Source organism: Corynebacterium sp. HMSC05C01 (assembly GCF_001807155.1).
GTDB classification, from domain to species: domain Bacteria; phylum Actinomycetota; class Actinomycetes; order Mycobacteriales; family Mycobacteriaceae; genus Corynebacterium; species Corynebacterium coyleae.
This window is the reverse complement of sequence record NZ_KV787925.1, coordinates 1-17,462: the sequence shown is the minus strand read 5'-3', so window position 1 is coordinate 17,462 and position 17,462 is coordinate 1. Positions and strand designations below refer to the sequence as shown.

14 protein-coding genes and 1 pseudogene are annotated in these 17,462 nt (G+C 59.6%); 4 read left to right on the top strand and 11 right to left on the bottom strand.

Annotated features, from left to right (window positions below; translation table 11 throughout):
* Positions 1 to 1,162: 1,162 nt before the first annotated feature.
* From HMPREF3145_RS00065 to HMPREF3145_RS00015, 11 genes are all read right to left on the bottom strand, one after another.
* A complete protein-coding gene (locus HMPREF3145_RS00065; protein WP_070421236.1) occupies positions 1,163 to 2,098 on the bottom strand; it encodes a DMT family transporter in 936 nt (311 codons plus the stop codon).
* Positions 2,099 to 2,122: 24 nt separating this feature from the next.
* On the bottom strand, positions 2,123 to 3,055 hold the full coding sequence (locus HMPREF3145_RS00060; protein WP_210384114.1) for a trimeric intracellular cation channel family protein: 933 nt from the start codon (positions 3,053 to 3,055) through the stop codon (positions 2,123 to 2,125).
* Positions 3,056 to 3,389: 334 nt separating this feature from the next.
* Complete coding sequence (locus HMPREF3145_RS00055; RefSeq protein WP_070421234.1) at positions 3,390 to 4,328, bottom strand: uridine-preferring nucleoside hydrolase UriH; 939 nt, start codon at positions 4,326 to 4,328, stop codon at positions 3,390 to 3,392.
* Positions 4,321 to 5,763, bottom strand: coding sequence for a uridine transporter UriT (locus HMPREF3145_RS00050; RefSeq protein WP_371325684.1), 1,443 nt, complete (start codon positions 5,761 to 5,763; stop codon positions 4,321 to 4,323). Before HMPREF3145_RS00050 ends, HMPREF3145_RS00055 begins: the two co-directional genes overlap by 8 nt.
* A 329-nt stretch (positions 5,764 to 6,092) precedes the next feature.
* Positions 6,093 to 7,406, bottom strand: a complete 1,314-nt coding sequence (locus HMPREF3145_RS00045; protein ID WP_070421233.1) for a purine-cytosine permease family protein — start codon at positions 7,404 to 7,406, stop codon at positions 6,093 to 6,095.
* A 9-nt stretch (positions 7,407 to 7,415) separates the two neighbouring features.
* Positions 7,416 to 9,086 carry a hydantoinase B/oxoprolinase family protein gene (locus HMPREF3145_RS00040; RefSeq protein ID WP_070421232.1) on the bottom strand — a complete coding sequence of 557 codons (1,671 nt, stop codon included), beginning with the start codon at positions 9,084 to 9,086 and terminating at the stop codon, positions 7,416 to 7,418.
* The gene (locus HMPREF3145_RS00035; protein ID WP_070421231.1) at positions 9,079 to 11,175 is read right to left on the bottom strand and encodes a hydantoinase/oxoprolinase family protein; all 2,097 of its coding nucleotides are present in this window, start codon (positions 11,173 to 11,175) and stop codon (positions 9,079 to 9,081) included. Before HMPREF3145_RS00035 ends, HMPREF3145_RS00040 begins: the two co-directional genes overlap by 8 nt.
* Before the next feature lie 450 nt (positions 11,176 to 11,625).
* Positions 11,626 to 12,423, bottom strand: a complete 798-nt coding sequence (locus tag HMPREF3145_RS00030; protein WP_070421230.1) for a serine hydrolase domain-containing protein — start codon at positions 12,421 to 12,423, stop codon at positions 11,626 to 11,628.
* A 21-nt stretch (positions 12,424 to 12,444) separates the two neighbouring features.
* Positions 12,445 to 13,197, bottom strand: coding sequence for an NYN domain-containing protein (locus tag HMPREF3145_RS00025; RefSeq protein ID WP_083279284.1), 753 nt, complete (start codon positions 13,195 to 13,197; stop codon positions 12,445 to 12,447).
* Positions 13,198 to 13,303: 106 nt separating this feature from the next.
* On the bottom strand, positions 13,304 to 13,948 hold the full coding sequence (locus HMPREF3145_RS00020; RefSeq protein ID WP_070421229.1) for a hypothetical protein: 645 nt from the start codon (positions 13,946 to 13,948) through the stop codon (positions 13,304 to 13,306).
* Between the two features lie 26 nt (positions 13,949 to 13,974).
* Complete coding sequence (locus HMPREF3145_RS00015; RefSeq protein WP_246817434.1) at positions 13,975 to 14,640, bottom strand: DUF4230 domain-containing protein; 666 nt, start codon at positions 14,638 to 14,640, stop codon at positions 13,975 to 13,977.
* 111 nt (positions 14,641 to 14,751) lie between these two features.
* Between HMPREF3145_RS00015 and HMPREF3145_RS00010 the strand changes: the two genes are divergently transcribed.
* The 4 genes and pseudogenes from HMPREF3145_RS00010 to HMPREF3145_RS11960 all read left to right on the top strand — a co-directional run.
* Positions 14,752 to 16,398 carry an AbgT family transporter gene (locus tag HMPREF3145_RS00010; RefSeq protein WP_083279282.1) on the top strand — a complete coding sequence of 549 codons (1,647 nt, stop codon included), beginning with the start codon at positions 14,752 to 14,754 and terminating at the stop codon, positions 16,396 to 16,398.
* Between the two features lie 136 nt (positions 16,399 to 16,534).
* Entirely contained in the window at positions 16,535 to 16,723 is a 189-nt protein-coding gene (locus HMPREF3145_RS11730) for a hypothetical protein (protein ID WP_168162432.1), read from the top strand.
* Positions 16,647 to 16,922 (top strand): annotated as a pseudogene (locus HMPREF3145_RS12125) (helix-turn-helix transcriptional regulator); the annotation flags it as partial. The gene HMPREF3145_RS11730 and the pseudogene HMPREF3145_RS12125, both read left to right, overlap by 77 nt.
* A 105-nt stretch (positions 16,923 to 17,027) precedes the next feature.
* Positions 17,028 to 17,462: ImmA/IrrE family metallo-endopeptidase (locus tag HMPREF3145_RS11960; RefSeq protein WP_246817431.1), on the top strand; the 435-nt coding region annotated here is incomplete at its 3' end.

Genomic DNA, 17,462 nt, shown 5'->3' with positions numbered 1-17,462 from the left:
TACCCGTCCACAAAATTTGACACAGGCCAATCAACCCGGAACGCCACCAGAAACGCCATCTCAAATCGGTTCCGAATGGGAACTACTACTCCCAATACTTTCGCCGAATCTCATCCTGCTCACCCTCACTACATGCCTGGTTGTAGGCGTTTGTTGGGCTGCTAAAGACAGCCTTCGCCTTACAGATCGGGGCTTCAAGAGAGAACTTCGAGCGCTGAGTTCTACACTGCAACGACAAAAACAAATCGCGAGAGGCTTGGCAGACCGACGGATAATAGAAATCATTCTTCCCGGTAGGTTTCCGCTCAGGAAGACCCCAAGCAAGTGGAAAGACGCTTTTCTACTAACGATCCCGCTGTTCATCATTCCGGCGCTGGTATCAGCCGGCTGCGTTTTGCTAAATAGCTTCGTTCCACGGAAGCTTATTCAGTCGGTTGAGTACTGGGTAGGCCTAGACCCTCGTTATTCCGACCATTTTCTGCCGGTATTCGTCCTTGCGGCTATCTCGTGGGCTGCGCTCGAGTTCGCAATTTATCTCCTGAAACGCCTTCATGTTTCCCGTGGATATCTGGCATCCAGTTTCGAAACGAGATTCACGGCAAGCATCTTCCTGTTTTTTAGCGCGATTTACCTTCTGCTTCTAACCCTGACAGCAGGAGCCGCTGCGTTCGTTCTGCAAATAATCGCCATTGTCGGTCGGTCGATACTTTATGGGCACCAACGTGCTTACATCAACGAGATCTGGAACGACGTAGCCGATAGCACCGCCGAGTCGAACGACTTAGGCCAAAAGGAGAAACTCGACGACACAAAAACACCGGCATCGAACCATAGTGACGCAACATCGCCCACCGGTGAACGGAAAACAAACGGAGACGAGAAAGAAGTCGACATGACTAACAAAGAGTTCGCAAAGACCATCACGGATCTACTGCAGGAAATCCTCGCAGCAGTCACTGAAAACAACCCAACTGAACATGACTCACCTAAGCGACCACGAACCAAACGGCTGGATCGAAAGCGTCGTCCGCGGGGAATCGATCTTGGATCCAGAATCATTCTGCAAAAAACTATAGACAAGTTAAGCAGTGACATCGCATCACAGGAGGCACGTTTAGCTAGACTTCAAGATTACTCGCCGATCGGCTGGGTGGATCCGAACCTACAACAGTCGCACTGCCAGCACGCCGAGGAAAATCACCACGAGGCCGACGAGGCGCGTGGCGGTGAGCGGGTTCTTGCGGGCACCGAAGGCACCGCGAGCCTCGAGAGCTTGCCCGGCGGCGATGGTGCCGGCGTTGAAAGCGATCACGGTGGTGGCAGTGCCGAGTAGTGGCGACAGGGTCGCGCCGGAGATCACAAAGGTAGCGCCGACGAGGCCGCCGAGCCACATCCAAGCCGGGCCCGGCGTCGGCTTGCGGGTGAACTGCTTCGGTGAGGTGACCAGCGCGGCGATCAAAAGCAGCACCACGCCAACGGAGAGATTGATTTCGCCGGCGTGGAGGGAGGAGCCGGCGATCGTCCCTAAGTATCCGTTCACCGCCGTCTGCACCGCGGAGCCGACGCCGACCAGGACGCCGAGCGCGCGGAAGAGCCAGAGTTCGAGGCCGGTGGCGTCGCCAGATGCTGCGGCAGCAGCCGCGCCCTTCTCTGATTTGCCTGCCCTCAGCACCACCACGATGCCGACGAACACGACGATGGCGCCGGCGATGCGGGGCGGGGTGACGCTAATACGCGGTGCTCCGAACAACCCAAACCAGTCGATGAGCAGGCCCATCACCACCTGGCCAAGGATCGGCAACACCACCGTCTGCACCGCGCCAAGGCGTGGAAACAGCAGAATGTTGCCGAGGACGAAGCACACACCCATCACACCGCCGAGCCACGTCCACCACGGCGCGGACGTACCCGGCGCGAACTGCGGCAACGGGTTGCCCTGCAGAATGGTGGTCGCCACGATAGCCACAAGCAACGCCACCGAAAACGAAATCAGCGCCGACACAACCGGATAGTTGCCCACGCTCAGGCGCAGGCGCGAGTTGGCCGCGGTTTGGATCGGGATCAGCCCGCCGACAGCGAGCGCAATAAGGAGAAGCACCCGCCTATGGTTTCATACGGGTGGTTACTTCTTCCGGTCGCCCGCGCCGCCCACACCAGAGCCCGAGCCTCCCGCACCACCCGGGCCGGTCGGGTCGATGTAGGCGCGGTAGAGGGCGTCGAGGAATTCTTCGTGGGTGACGTTGCGGCGGTCGTCGATACGATTGCCCAGAATGTCGTGAATATCCTTGCGCGTCGGCGCGTGCACGAGCATGCCGGGGCGTTGCGCGCGCTCGGCACGCTGGCGCAGCGCGTTGGGCGTGCGTGGGAGGCGGCCGCCGACGCGGTGTTTGATCCGGGTGAAGAAATCGTCGACATTCGCCAGCGCCTCGATGCCCGGCACGTGCCAGCCGAACCAGTACGCCGCCACGCCGAGGCCGAAACCGATCAGGGCGGACACCGCGAGACCGATGGATTGCAGGTTGAGGTCGTAAAACAGTTGCACGCTAATCGACGCCACAATCGCCGGCACGACGTACCACTGGCGGTCGATAAGTATGGACGGGATCTGGCCAATCATCATCTCGCGAATCACCATGCCGCCGGTCGCGGTGAGCACGCCCATGAGGATGCAGCCGAACCACGTGATGTCGGCACGCATCGCCGTCACCGTGCCCGTCACCGCCCACACGCCAACGATGATCATGTCGCCGTGGAAACGGAACAACTCCCACGTCAGCCCCGACAGCGGGATCAGAAACGCAAACAGCGACCCCACCAACGCCGTGCCGATGTACCAGGGGTTTTGCAACGCCGACGCGGGCGTGGCACCGATCAGGGCGTCGCGGATCATGCCGCCCGCCATGCCCGAAATGATGGAAATCAGCATGAAACCGACGGCGTCAAAGCGCAATCGCCTAGCGACGAGCCCACCCATCAGCGCATTCAAAAACACCCCAATAAGGTCCATCAGGGCAAACGAGAACCCCACGGCGGTGAACACGTTGTCGAAGTACATGCGCGTCATCGTAGTGGTTTACTCCTGTAATTCCCGGCGTTCGGTCCCGGGCGCCGGTGATGACGGTGTGGGACGTGTGCGTAGGTGTCGCCGGTTTGGCGTGGTTGCCGGTACCGCCAGACACGCTCGGACACACACATGGTGAGAATACAACGGTGAAGATGCCGATATTTTGCCGTCCTCACCGTTACGTTCTCACCATGTGTTGGGTGGGGTCGGGAAGGTGGCGTCGCAAAGCTAAACGGCACATCCAACACCGCGCATCCCCAAAATCAGCGAAATGTGCCGTTTGGCCGAGAAGACGGGGCAGGCCTGCGCCCGAAGCGCCCCGCCTCTACCCCAGGCGCTGGACTGCGTCGATGACGAGGTCCCAGAAGCGCTCCACGTCCAGGCGCGTGGCCACGGACGTGTTGCAATCGGACGGGTCCAGCACGCGGAAGTCCGCCACGGTCCGTCCGCGGGTCAGCGCACCCGTCAGTTCCACGGACAGGGGCACGGCCACGGTCTCGACGACGGAGGGGTCGATGACGTAGGCGACGGCGCAGGGGTCGTGAACTGGTGGGTTGTCGAAGCCTTGGGCGTCTTTGTAGTTGCGGCGGAAGGCGTCGATGAGTCCGACGCAGAAGTCGCCGGCGGAGGTGCCTAGCGCAGCGAAGCGCGACTCCACCTCCGGCGTCGCCAGCGCCTGGTGGGTAAGGTCCAGGCCGACCATGACCACCGGCCAGTCCTCGCCGAAGACGATCGCGGCGGCCTCCGGGTCCACCCACGTGTTGAACTCGGCGGACGCGGTCCAGTTACCGGTGCCGTACGCCCCGCCCATGAGCACGACTTCGCGCACGCGCGAGACGATCCGCGGCTCCATGCGCACGGCCAGCGCGATGTTGGTCAGCGGTCCGGTCGGAACCAACGTCACGGTGCCGGGTTCTTCGCGCATCAGCGTATCGACGATCCACCGCACCGCATGCTCATCCTCCACCCCAACCTCTGGTTCGGGCAGGTCGTAGCCGTGGATTTCCATGCCGGTGTCGCCGTGGATGTCCTCGGCGGTGACGACCTCGTTGATAAGCGGGCGCGTCGCTCCCCGGTAGACCGGCACGTCGGTGGCCCCGGCGATGGTCAGCACTTGGAGTGCGTTGTGGGTGACTTTATCGATGGTGTGGTTGCCGCCGATCGTCGTTAAGCCAAGGAGCTCAATGTCTGGATTGCCAAGAGCGAGCAGGATGGCGACGGCATCGTCGTGGCCTGGGTCGCAGTCGATGATGATCTTACGCACGGGCAGCCACGTCCTCTGCTGCGAGCGTGTCCGGGATGGTTTCCGGCTTCGGGATGAGGAACGACGCGGCGAACGCGCAGCCGAGCAGGACCGCGCCCGTGATCATGCCCGAGTGGTAGCTGCCGCCCGTGGCGGTGAACACGGCAAAAATGATCGTGAACGACAGGCCCGCACCCAGGTTGAACGCGCCGCCGTTGAGTCCCGGCAGGTAGCCCTGGTTGTGCTTCGGTGCAAGCACGACGCCAAGCGAGCCGAGCATGATGTTGCCCATGCCCGCGTAGGTGATGCCGGCGAGGATCGACATGGCCAGCAGCAGCGCGGGCGTCGCATTGCCGACGACCACCACACCGAACAGCACCGACAACGCCGCACCCGCGATACCGATCTGCAGGATGATCTTGTAGCCCACGCGGCCGGCAAGCCAACCGGCGATGGGACCCATGACCAGGCCGGCAAGCGCGTACGGGGTGAGCGTCCACCAGGACACGACACCGGCGGACATACCCGGGCCGGCCTCAGCGTCCTGCGCGAGGTTGGGCACCAGGCCGTTCATGACGGCGAACACACCAGTCATGGTCAGGGTGGTGGTCAGCAGCAGCGCCCAGGTGCGGCGCTGGGTGAGCAGTTCGGTGGACATCAGCGGGTGCGGGGTGGACTTCTCGGTGCGCCAGAACCACACCAGCGACGCCGCGCCGATGGCCAGCAGGATGAAGACCATGACCCAGTTGGCGGCGGCGAGCTCGCCGGCCATGTTCAGCGCGGTCAGGATCGCAGCCGCACCGATGACCAGGCCGACAACACCCTTCCAGTCCATCGGCTGCAACTCATTCGACTTGGTCTCCGGCACACCGAACTGCACAGCGAACACGGCGATGAGTGCGGAGGCGCCGATGACCCAGAAGAGGGAGCGGAAGCCGAAGGCGTCGGTAAGCCAGCCGCCCAGCAGCGCGTCCACACCCGCGATGCCGCCGTTGACCGAGGTCAGAATGCCCACCAGGAACGCGAACTGCTTCTCCTCACGCACAGCCTGGCGCAGCATGACCGACGTCAGCGCGACCGTCGGGCCGGACACCCCCTGGATGACGCGGCCGATGAACAGCATGGTCACGTTCATGGCCAGCGCCGCCACGACCGAGCCGATCACCGTGACCGCCATCATGGTCACCAACACCTTGCGACGCCCAATCAAGTCACCCCAACGCGGCATAAACAGCGCAAACACAGCCGCGGCGGTGAAGAACGCCGTCTGCGTCATGCCGATCTGCGCGGTGGTCGCGTCAAGTTCGACCTCCATGGTCGCCAGCGCCGGCGACAGCATGGACGCGTTGAGTTGGAATGCGAAGACAGCCACCAGCAGCGCTGTCATCAGGGGCACGACCTGATTGGTCGGAAGCTTCTGCCCCGCTGCTGGTAGCGAGGTGTTCGTCATAGTCATGCGTGCAGTGTAAAACAGCCCTCCGCGCACCGCCCGCCTCGGTTCCGGTGCGTCGCCGAGCATTGCGAGCGCCCCTCAAGCAGCGTCTTTCCGTTCATATGCAGGGCTCGATATGCGTAATCCCTGGTCACAGCGTTTTGGTCAAAATTCGCTGGATTTTCCAAAAAGTCGCTGACCTGCAGTTACGCATATCGAGACCTGCATATGAACGAATTCAGCCCAACGCCAGACACGAACCGGAGCTCCGCTCCACCCTTCAGACTCAGGTGCGACTTAACGAAATTGCAGCTTAGGAGCAAACCCGAACTCGAATCTGGTGGCAGGAAAACCTAGTTAGCGGGCAGCACCGAAAACTTTCCCGGTTTCGTCTTCGACTGAAGGACCATGCCGATGTAGTAGACGATTCCCGCTGCGAACAGGGACTGCAGTGCAGGGATCCCTATCGGATTTGCGTATTGGGTGTAATAGCCAACTCCGATGCCGATTAGTGTCGCCACAGTAGCAACCCAGTTCCAACCCGGGATTTCCTCCCACTGCTGCTTGCGGATGAAGAAGAAGTCAATGGTCACGATTGCGGCGATCGCGGGGTAAACCAACGATGTGAGGTAAAGGAAGTCAGTGAAGTAGTCCAGGAACCCTGCTAGAGCGAGAGCAATACCGATAAGTGTTCCTACGAGAGTCAGCCACTGCCTGCCTCGGCTGGAGTCAACATTCATCAGGTTCGAAAGAGCGAGGCCCATTGAATAGTTGTTCACGAGCTGGCTTGTCCAGGTGGCTAGCCAGAGAATCAGAAAGCCCCAGAAGGGGAAACCGAGTTCAACCATCACAGCAACGATGTCTGCTTCCCCGATGCCTACAGCCATGAACGCACCAACGACAAAAAGCGGAATTCCTACTCCGATGATGCCCCACGGAATAAGAACATTGTCTTTCCACAAAGGCTTGGCGTAGCGGGTGTAATCAGCGCTGATTACCCACTGAGAAGCATTCACGCCAATAACGAGGCTTAACGCGGCAACGACAGTCATTGTCGGTTCTGGATTCCAGGCCTTAATTTCCTCCCAGCTGGAGTTTTGTACGGCGAAGTAGATGCCAGCCACGATGAGTAGCAGACCGGCTGGCACCGCAATGTAATCGGTCCACTTCATACTCGAATAGCCGATAATCGATGGGATTGCGAAGGTCAGCCCAGCAACTGCTGTGATGAGTGCCCACATTCCCCATTGAGTATCAGGGTCGATTCCGAGCATCGCCGCAAATGCGTTGCCCGCCACAGCCGTTTGCAACGCCCACCAACCCAGAGACGAGATGAAGATGGTGCCTGCGGCGATCAGTTTTGCTTGGGCCACTCCAAAACTGTTCTTTGCGATCACTGTCGATGGCAGACCGGTTTTCGCACCTATGTACCCACTAATCGCATTGCCTGGCCATTGGAAGAGAAGCAGAGCCAGCAGAACGATCCAAATAACTGATCCCAGGCTGAAAGAAGCAGCCAGAGTTGCGCCAACCATTAAGACTGGAATCGTAAATTCCAAACCACCGAAAATGATGGCCGGGGTGATCCACTTCTGCCGTTGTTCTAACGGAACCGGGCTCAATGGATTGTCGTTTGAGAAGGCAGTTCCTTCATCTTTCGTAGTCATTATTCGCACCTAGCCTTGTGCTTCGGCAGCGGTGTACCCGTAGATTTCCGCTGCATCCTCCGCCGAGATGAAACCGTTTGCAATGTCTTCTTCGACGGCGGAATGCTCACGTTTCCGTGGGTCGCCGTAACCGGCGCCATTGCCTGTGCGAATTCGGATGACATCACCCTGGTTGACTACTTCGTTTGAAACGACAGCGCCACGGATCCGTTCACCATTTGCCCGAATGATCTCAATTAGGTTGCTTGACCCTTCGCGCCCGCCGTTCAGAGCCCAAGGCTTGTTGATCGACCGGGTGTAGGCAGCAGTCACGAAGCAGTTATCTCCACGCACTTCGTAGTCCAGAACGATGCCCTTTCCTCCTCTGAATTGGCCTTCGCCACCAGGCGCATCGTTAAGGCGGAGCTGATTCACGTACAGCCCATAACGCAGCTCCGCGATTTCTGCAGGGCAGTTGTACGTCTCACCGTGGAATCCGGAGAAGATCGCGGAGTTACCGTCGGCTTTCGCACTGCCACCCCATCCACCAATTTGGGGCTCAACGATTGTGAAGTGTTTGCCAGTGTCTGGGTGCACGCCACCGATGAACGTGCCACAGATGCTGGCGAAGTGTCCCGCGGGCAGCTGCCCTTCTACGGCTGGGGCGAGGCAACGCCAGATGAGGTCGAAAAGCCGAACCTCCACCTCGTAATAGATGGAGAATGCAGCAGGTTCCTGCGCATCGAAAACGGTTCCCGGAGTTGTCAGCAGTTCGATAGGGCGGAAGCTGCCTGCATTTGCTGGCCCGTAAGGGTCAGTAAGCGATTTGAAGATCATCTGGGTGGCAACCATGCAACCATCGACGTTGCAATTGTTCGGACCAGAATCCTGATCTGGGTTATCCCGCAGGTCAACGACGAAACGATCGTCGGTAATCTCGATTGCAACGCGGTAAACCTCACCGCTGTCCTGTTCTTCCTCAAGCTCAAACCTGCCCTTAGGAAGTTCGGACAGTCCCTTTCGCGCAATTCGCTCGCCGTGCTCCATGAACTCATCGAGCGCGACCTCGAACGTGTCCACCCCGTACTTCAACGCAAGGGTTTCAATACGGTTTGCGCCAATTCGCACCGCTGCGACTGCCGACCACAGATCTCCCAGCAGGGTCTCTGGGAGACGCGAATTAACCTCGATCACTTTCAGCAGTGGCGTAATTGGCTCTCCAGCGGAGAAGAGCTTGACGGCCGGGAGACGGATTCCTTCTTGGAAAATCTCGGTGGCAACTGCAGAGACGCCGCCAGGAGTCATTCCCGACAGGTCTGGCCAGTGCGCAATGCTGGCGGTCCATGCGATGAGACGGCCGTCCGCGAATACAGGCATTGCAAGAACGACGTCATTCAGGTGCGTGACTCCGCCATAGAAGGGGTCGTTCGTCACAAAGATGTCGCCCTCTTGCAGGTCATCTTCACCGTTGATTTCCAAGATTCGCTGGACCGCCTTATCCAGCACTCCGATGAATGCAGGGATGCCGGCGCCTGACGATGCCAGTTGACCAGAGCGATCAGTGATGCCGGTGCCCATGTCGAGCACTTCATAGATGATCGGGCTCATGGCAGTTTTCTGCATCGCGACGAACATTTCGTCGGCAATAGCTTGCAGGCTGCTTTGAATGATCTCCAGCGTGAACGGGTCTGTCTTAGGCATTGGTGTTCTCCTCCTGCTCGATTTCGACGTGAAGATTTCCGTAGCTATCCACTTCGACCGAGCAACGCGGCGGAACTACAGCAGTGGTTCCACGGAATTCGACGATTGCTGGTCCTGCAAACTGCATGCCGGGCTCTAGTAGATCCGCGTTGTAAATGTCGGTCTCGCATGTGCCGTGCTCGAGGAAGTCAACGTCGCGTTTACCCTTGGACGCGTCGGTAACTGCTGCACCCGTGGTGGGTAGCTCCTGCGGCGCAAGCTTGCCGACGTCCGCCATTGCGATGAGGTGCAACCCGACGAACTCGACCAGCGCATCAAGCCGGTACGTGTATTCCTTCTCGTACTCCGCGTGGAAGTCCTGAATGAGCTGCTCAACCGCTTCAGCGTCAATCGATCCGTTGCTGATTTCAACCTCAACCGAGTGTTCTTGGTTTGCGTACCGCATCTCCGCAAACCTGCGGAACGAAACTGAAGCACGATCGACGCCGTCCTGCTCAAACTCTTCACACATTTCGGCTTCTGCGGCAGACACGAGAGCATCAACCTTCTCCGCTTGGTCTGCGTTCAGCGAGAACAGGTTCGTCATAAAGAGGTCACGACGAAGATCTCCCATCAACATGCCCCAAGCACTGAATACTTCTGCAGCAGTTGGAACGATTACCTTCCCCATACCGAGTTCTCGAGCCAGATCGCAAGCGTGCATCGCACCACCGCCACCGAACGCCACAAGTGTGAAGTCACGTGGATCATGGCCGCGATTAAGTGAAACAAGCTTGAGCGCATTGATCATGTTGTTGTTGGCGATTCGCACGATTCCACGTGCTACTTCCTCATTCGTAAGATCGAGTTGCTCTGCCAACGACGTCAGACTCTTGTCCACTGCTTCCATGTCAGCGGTGAGTTCGCCACCGACGAAGTAGTTCGGATTGATCCTTCCGAGCGCGAGGTTCGCATCAGTCGTTGTAGCGTTTTCTCCACCACGGCCGTACGCTGCAGGACCGGGTGTCGATCCTGCGGACTGCGGGCCGACATGGAGCTTCTTAAACTCGTCTACCCACCCGATCGACCCGCCACCATTACCGATCTCGACGAGATCGATAACCGGGACCATAATCGGATACCCTGCGGAGGTTCTGGAGCGTTCAATCCAATAATCGGTCTTTACAGTCACAAGGCCGTCTTTGATCAGCGAGCACTTCGCGGTGGTCCCGCCAATATCCAACGCGAGGATATTCGGTTCTCCGACAAGGGATCCGAGCGCCGCCGCGCCGAGGAAACCACTTGCTGGGCCGGATTCCACCATGGTGATCGGGATTTCCTTGGTATGGCTGATCTTGTCCACACCACCGTTAGACTGCATGACGTAAAGGTTGCCGTCGAAACCTGCAGACTCAAGACCCTCCTCAAGGCGAGTCAAGTACTTCTCTGCTGTCGGCTGCACGAATGCCGACAAAACGGCTGTCGACGAACGCTCGTACTCACGCCACTCACGCGTGATCTGGTGCGATGCCGCGACGGTTCCCGTCGGCCAGAGGCGCTTGAGTTCCTCCGCAGCAGCAATCTCGTGCCGGGGGTCTGCGTAGGAGTGAAGGAAACAGATTGCGACCGCTTCAATACCGTCTCGCTCCAGCTTTTCCACGATCTCTGGAAGTACCGAAAGATCAAGCGGCACGCGCTCTTCCCCCGCCGGAGTCAATCGGCCAGGCACTTCGAAACGGTGCTTTCGAGGTACGAAAACTTCTGGCTTCGAGTAGTGGAGATTGAAGAAATCCGGCCTATTCCCCCTTGCGATCTCAAGGACGTCACGGAAGCCTTCCGTGGTGATAAGCGCAGTTTTCGCGCCCTTACGCTCGGTAAGCGCGTTGATGACCACCGTACTGCCGTGTGCAAGCGTCGTCGCTGTCTTCAGATCTACACCGGATTTCTCGATGACGTTGAGCACGCCCTGCTCGAAACGAGGTGGAGTGGTATCCGACTTCGCGGTGAAGGTACGTTGTTCCCCGGACTCAGCGTCTATCGAAAACGCCACCAAGTCAGTAAAGGTTCCGCCCACATCGGTCGCGATGCGAAGCGTTGACTGATTCTCCATGCGTGACTCCGTTCACTCGACTCAATGACTTGTGAAGCGAGACTAGCCACATTCGGGTGAAAATTGTGCAAATCAGTAAATAATATTCTCGAATCGAGTTCGGGTTTGCCCCTAAGCTCCGCTTCCGCACACGGCCCTCTTGCTCCCACGCGCCACGCATCGCTTAACGACGACCACCCACCCGGCCCCGCGCCCCTTGCCCGCCGCGCCTGTACCCGTCCCGCCACACGCCCGCCCCTCGTACCCGCGCCCCGGCACACCCCACCTACCCCTCTTTCCGTTCATATGCAGGGCTCGATATGCGTAATCCCTGGTCACAGCGTTTTGGTCAAAATTCGCTGGATTTTCCAAAAAGTCGCTGACCTGCAGTTACGCATATCGAGCCCTGCATATGAACAAATCCGCCGCGCCGCACCCGCGCCGCACCCGCGCCGCACGCGCGCAGGCGCCCTACGCCAACGCCTCCCAGAGGGCCGTGTTGGTTTCCTGCCAGAGGGGTTTGGCCCAGTCTGCGAAGTCGCGGTCCGTGAGCACCACGCAGGCCTGGTCGCCGGCGACCCATAGGTAGGTGCCGGCCATGCCGAAGTGGCCGACGGCGTCGGCGGGCATGCCGTTGCCGGTCCAGTGCGGGGACTTCTCCCCCTTGATCTCAAAACCGAGACCCCACGGGCAGGGTTTTTGCATGCCATAACCGGGGACGACGCCGCGCAGGTCACCGAACTGATTCGTAAACGCCTCGCGCACCGTCGAGGGATCAAGCAACCGCGGCTCGAGCAGTTCGGCGACGAAGCGCGACAAGTCCGCGACGGTGGAGCGCCCGCCGTGGCCCGCCGAGCCGTAAATCTCGGTCGCGTTCATGCCGAGTGGTTCGAAGACGCCTTCGCGGGCATAGTCGGCAAACGTGATGCCGGTGGTTTCCTCGACAATGTCGGCGAGGATTTCGTAACCGGCGGACGAGTAGATGCGGCGCTCCCCCGGCGCCTTTTGCGGTTCGCGGGAGTCGAAGCCGACGCCGGCTGCATGCGAGAGGAGGTGGCGGATGGTGGCGTTTTCGGGGCGGGCGTCGTCGTCAAGCGAAAAAGCTCCTTCCTCAACCGCGAGGAGCACAGCGTACGCGGAGAGAAGTTTGGTCACGCTGGCCAGTTCGAAGATGCGCGTGGTGTCGCCGAACGACGCCTCTTGCTTACCGACGAGCGCGCCCGCCACATTGTCAACCGGCCAATCCTGGAAAAACTTCTCGAGCTGCATGGCCCCACCCTACGTGGCGAGTCATCGATACGGCCGGACATCCAGACTCGCGGTGTGGTCGACTTCTCCCATCCGCGTGTTCCACACATGCCGACGTTTCTTCTGCGCATCCAAGCCCGGTTGGATCTTCGACTGAAAGCCAGGATCAAAGTCGTTGCGGGGGACGAACCAACTGGCTGTTTCAATCCGCGCGACTGCCACTGGGTCCGCCACATGTAAATCGTGCACGGTATCTACGACCGGACCCATGTCACTATCGTGCGACGCCAAAATTACTAGATCAATATCTGGACGCTGAGCAGCTAGCAATGTAGCGAGTCCCACCATCAGATCGACACCTTTCTCTTCAGGTGGTCCCGCCAACGTCTTCTTTCCATTGACATCCATGATCGGCTTACCTCGGCCATCGCGCTGGTACCGATATTTGAGCGGACGTAGGGTCACCTCGACTCCATCCGATTCCCAATTCCGTTTCTGATCCTGGTTTCGCCGATAGGCATCGGGATCATGAATCGAACTTGGTAAACCTCGAAAGACTTTCACCGAATCGAGTGTCGCAGGGGGCGTAGTGGAGTTGGCCGCGTTTCGAGCTGCAATAAGTCTCTTGGCAAAGGCTGCTGGGTCGAGCAACGCTTCATGAAGCCCGACGCCGTCATCGCGTGAAAAGACTTCCCAGCCTGTGATGTGCACATTCTGATAGTCGATAAGTACGACAGCATTTAAAGTGCTGCTCCCCCTCCGCTTTGGCATGAGCGACGGTAACGCGTTAATCATCTGATCCCCCCGGAATTTAAAAACCCCGCCAATCCGTAGATAGCGGGGAACTATGTAAGCGAGTATACCGTTTTGGGTTCGTCTGTCAACCCCTTCGGGCAACAACCTAAAACGGCAGCGCAGGCAGCGTCACTCCCGGGATCAGGCCCGCCGCGCCGGCACCCACAGCACCAAGCAGGCCGAGCAGCGCCACGACAATCAGTGCGATGTGGTTCGGGGCGAGGCCCAGGCTTATCGACGACGGCGCCACCGGCACGACCCTATTCACATCCTTGCCGCAATCCGCGTAGCGCTGCGCGGTGTACGAGGCGGCGTTGGCAAGGTAGGCGGCCTCCGAGTGGCTAAACGGGCTGTCGGCGGTGACGGTCAAACCCCGCGAGGAGTGCTTCAGGTCGTCAAGCATCAGCGCGCTTGAGGTGTCGGTGACGCCGGGTTCCCAAAGTTTGGCGTCGTCGATTTGGGTGAGTGTGCCCCAGCCGTTCTCGCCGATGTTGGCACGCAGCTCGGTCTGCTTCTTCTCCCACAGGGCAAGCGCGTCGGTGCGAGAGCCGTTGTAGAAGATGAGGTCGTCGCCAAGTACGCCCGCGGCCAGCGCCGGGACCTGGTCGGCGTTGTACTCGATCGAACACTGCGCGGACCCCGCGGAGCCGGAACCAGCACCCGGCGCGGCCGGCGCTGCAACGGCAACCGGCACCGAAGCGGCACCAACAACAGAAACAACCAGCGAGCAAACTGCCAAAGACTTACGCATAGCCAGAAACTTTAGACCACGAGCGGCTACTGCGCCCAGGAAATCCGCACGTCAAAATCCTCCTGCTCGGTCCCCTTCACAAGTGCGGCGATGTGGCTGCGCACGAGGTGTTCGGTGCGCTCCCGCGCGCGGTCCAACAAGCCCTGCGACACGGCCTTGTCGCGCGCCGCTTTCTCTTGGCCGGCGATGAAGGTGGTGACGTCGTCGACACGAATTTGGTTGATGGGGTTCATGGTTTGGTCGTAGACCTGCACGCTGTCGGCGTTGATGTGGGCGCTGAGCACCTCCACGGGCGGCAGCACGACATCAATAGCGCCAGAGCCGACCGAAACATCGATGGCGGATGTGTCGCGGATGCCGGCGGTGACGCGGCCGTCGTAAGTAACAAGGAAGTTGCGGCCCGTAAACGGCACGCGCAGCCCGAGGACCTCGAGGCCTTTCTGGTCGAACTTGCCCACGTCGGAGAAGACGTATTCCTCCACGGAGAGTTCGGCGATGTCCTCGAACGACGCCCCGATGGTGGTGGAATCCACCCGCGTCTCCCCCATGCCGAACACGGCCGGGCGCAGCAGGGCAAGCAACAACCCCACAACAGCCAGGACGGCGATGACGGAGGTAATGACGGAGGTCACAACGGCGCCACCGCGGCGGGGCTGGCGCGGCGCGAGGTGTAGTTCTTGGGCGGTACTCACATCCGGCGATCTTAATTGCACCCCCATATTCGGATGGTTTGTACACTCGTTGGAACCTTTGGGCGTACGCGGCTGAAGGATGTATCTGGCCACCGCACGGAAGAGATTACGATGACCGGTTCCACGCGTATCGACGAAACCCGCGCCGACAAGCAGCGCGAACAAAAACAAGACAACCAGAACCAGAACCAGCAAGACGGCATGACCGGCTTCCTCGGCTGGATCGAGCGAATAGGCAACAAGCTGCCGGAGCCGTTCTGGCTGTTTGTCATTTTGAGCGGCGTTGTTGTCGTGTCCTCATGGATCGCCAGCAAGGTGGGTCTGTCAGCTATCGACCCCGCCTCCGGCGAAGAGATCCACGTTGAAAGCCTGCTGACCGGCGAGAACATCTCGCGCATGGTCACGGATGCGGTGGAGAACTTCATCGCGTTCCCGCCACTGGGTGTGATCCTGGCGGTGATGCTTGGTGTCGCCGTGGCGGAGCAGACGGGTCTGCTGGCGGCGATGGTGCGCGCGATGGTGGACAAGGTCAGCGGCAAGATGCTGACGTTCATGGTCGCGCTTGCCGGCGTGACCGGTTCGATCGCCTCCGATGCGATTTACGTGATCATCATTCCGTTGGGCGCGATGGCGTTTCATGCGGTTGGGCGCTCGCCGGTGGTGGGTGCGATGGTGGCGTTCGCGGCGTCGTCGGCAGGCTTTAACTCCTCGCTGATCCTGAACATTACGGACTTGCTGCTCGCCGGCATTTCCACCTCGGCGGCACAACTCGTCGACGCCAACTATGAGGTCTCCCCTCTTGCCAACATCTTCTTCGTCATCCCGTCCGCCATTGTGCTGGCGCTGGTGATCACTGCGGTGACCGAGTTTTATGTGGAGAAGAAGGCGCAAGCGCTTATCGACGACGACCACATCGACGAAGACGAACTCCAAATCAACGACTCCGCCCAGCCGGACGATTCCCACCTGACCGACGACGATGACCTCTCACTCACCCCACTGGAGCGCAAGGGCCTCGCGTGGGCCGGCGTGACCCTGGTGCTCGCGCTCGTCGCCTACTTCGTCCTGCTGCTGGTCCCGGCCTCCCCGTTCGCACGTCCGGAGGAGGGCTTCATGGAGTCGCCGCTAATCCGCGCGATTGCCGTGCCGATCACCCTGATCTTCTTTGTCACCGGCCTGGTCTACGGCCTGATCGTAGGCACCATCAAGGAAGCCGCGGACCTGCCGAAGTTTATGGCCAAGGGCCTGGAGTCCATGCTGCCGATCTTGGTGCTGTTCTTCGCCGTCGCCCAGTTCCTGGCGTACTTCCAGTGGTCCAACCTGGGCCCCTGGACCGCGATCAAGGGCGCGGAGCTGCTGCAAGCGTGGGATCTGCCGAACGCGGTGCTGTTCCTCGCGTTTGTGATCATGGTGGCGCTGATCAACCTGTTCATCACCTCCGGCTCTGCCCAGTGGGCGCTGATGGCGCCGGTGGTGGTGCCGATGATGATGTACGTCAACGTCTCCCCCGAGGTCACCCAGATGCTGTTCCGTATCGGTGACTCCCCGTCGAACATCATCACCCCAATGTCGCCCTACTTCGCACTCGCCCTGACGTTCTTGCAGAAGTACTACAAGAAGGCCGGCGTGGGCACCCTGATGTCGCTCGCCCTGCCGTACTCGCTGTGCATGCTGGCGGGTTGGTTCATCTTCTTCATGATCTGGTACTTCGCCGGCATCCCGCTCGGCCCTGGCTCTCCGATGGGCTACGAGGTATAGCGGTTCCGCACGACATTAAGCGCTGGGTGTTATGCCCAGCGCTTTTTCACCAGCTGACGGGCGCGTGGCAAAATCCGATTTCGGCTACTTCGTTATGATGGCGTCGCAACCATCTCCTTTTCGGAGGGAGTAACCAGTGAGCTCAGCAGACTGTTCTTACCTGCGCGAAGCTCGCGGAACCCTGCCCCAAAAGCGTTCTGACGTTCCTGCCCCAGAACACCGTAACGACCCGCGACAGGCGGTGCGCGATGCACTCGACGAGGAGTTGCGTTCGCGCCCAACGACGGTGTGGCAAGCATTTTGGGAGGGCTTCAAGCGCGCGTAGGATTCCGCCAACGTGCAGCCGACCTATTGCAACAAGGACGATGGAATTGACTTCAGTATCTCCCGAGCAACAGGGGGCTAATCGTCAGCGCATCTCCCCATCGCGCCTCCAGGTCGCCCGCCTAAGAAGAGGTCTGACTAAGGCCGATCTGGCGAATCGTATCGGGGTATCTCCGTCGACCCTTTCGAAATGGGAAGCGGATGGTCCACCTGAGTCGAGAGTAGCGACCCTACTTGGGGATCTCGCCTCTACTTTAGATTTTCCTCCCGCTTTCTTTACCGCTGAGGAAGTTGACATTCCACCCTTGGAACGCACCTTATTTCGCGCAGGTAGCCGCGCGACGCAGCGGCAGAAACTTGCGGCAGTTTCTTCTGGAGTTAACGCGACAATTTTGCTGAAGTGGCTCCGCTCCCATTTCAATTACCCCTCCCCTGATATCCCGGATCTCACTGGCATGGCCCCTGCTGAAGCCGCTCGCTACGTCCGATCCATTTGGGCGTTGGGAGATCTGCCCATTCCCAACTCTGTCCATCTCGCAGAATCGAAGGGTATCGCGGTGATCGGTCTACCTCCCGCCGCCTTTGCTGTCGACGCGTTCTCTATATGGGAGGACGATCAACCGTTCATCTTCCTGGCACGCAGAAGAACCCCGGAAGAAACCCGGTTCGACCTCGCGCACGAGCTCGGCCACCTACTCCTTCACAGTAAAAGTGAAGTGCCCCGAGTTTTGTTCCTAGGC

What these genes read in the sequence shown, in the direction of transcription:
- HMPREF3145_RS00010 (WP_083279282.1), top strand. Translation starts at nt 14,752, where the DNA reads ATGACCGGTTCCACGCGTATCGACGAAACCCGCGCCGACAAGCAGCGC.
- HMPREF3145_RS00050 (WP_371325684.1), bottom strand. Translation starts at nt 5,763, where the DNA reads ATGACTATGACGAACACCTCGCTACCAGCAGCGGGGCAGAAGCTTCCG.
- HMPREF3145_RS00020 (WP_070421229.1), bottom strand. Translation starts at nt 13,948, where the DNA reads ATGCGTAAGTCTTTGGCAGTTTGCTCGCTGGTTGTTTCTGTTGTTGGT.
- HMPREF3145_RS00025 (WP_083279284.1), bottom strand. Translation starts at nt 13,197, where the DNA reads ATGATTAACGCGTTACCGTCGCTCATGCCAAAGCGGAGGGGGAGCAGC.
- HMPREF3145_RS00045 (WP_070421233.1), bottom strand. Translation starts at nt 7,406, where the DNA reads ATGACTACGAAAGATGAAGGAACTGCCTTCTCAAACGACAATCCATTG.
- HMPREF3145_RS00030 (WP_070421230.1), bottom strand. Translation starts at nt 12,423, where the DNA reads ATGCAGCTCGAGAAGTTTTTCCAGGATTGGCCGGTTGACAATGTGGCG.
- HMPREF3145_RS00040 (WP_070421232.1), bottom strand. Translation starts at nt 9,086, where the DNA reads ATGCCTAAGACAGACCCGTTCACGCTGGAGATCATTCAAAGCAGCCTG.
- HMPREF3145_RS00035 (WP_070421231.1), bottom strand. Translation starts at nt 11,175, where the DNA reads ATGGAGAATCAGTCAACGCTTCGCATCGCGACCGATGTGGGCGGAACC.
- HMPREF3145_RS00060 (WP_210384114.1), bottom strand. Translation starts at nt 3,055, where the DNA reads ATGTACTTCGACAACGTGTTCACCGCCGTGGGGTTCTCGTTTGCCCTG.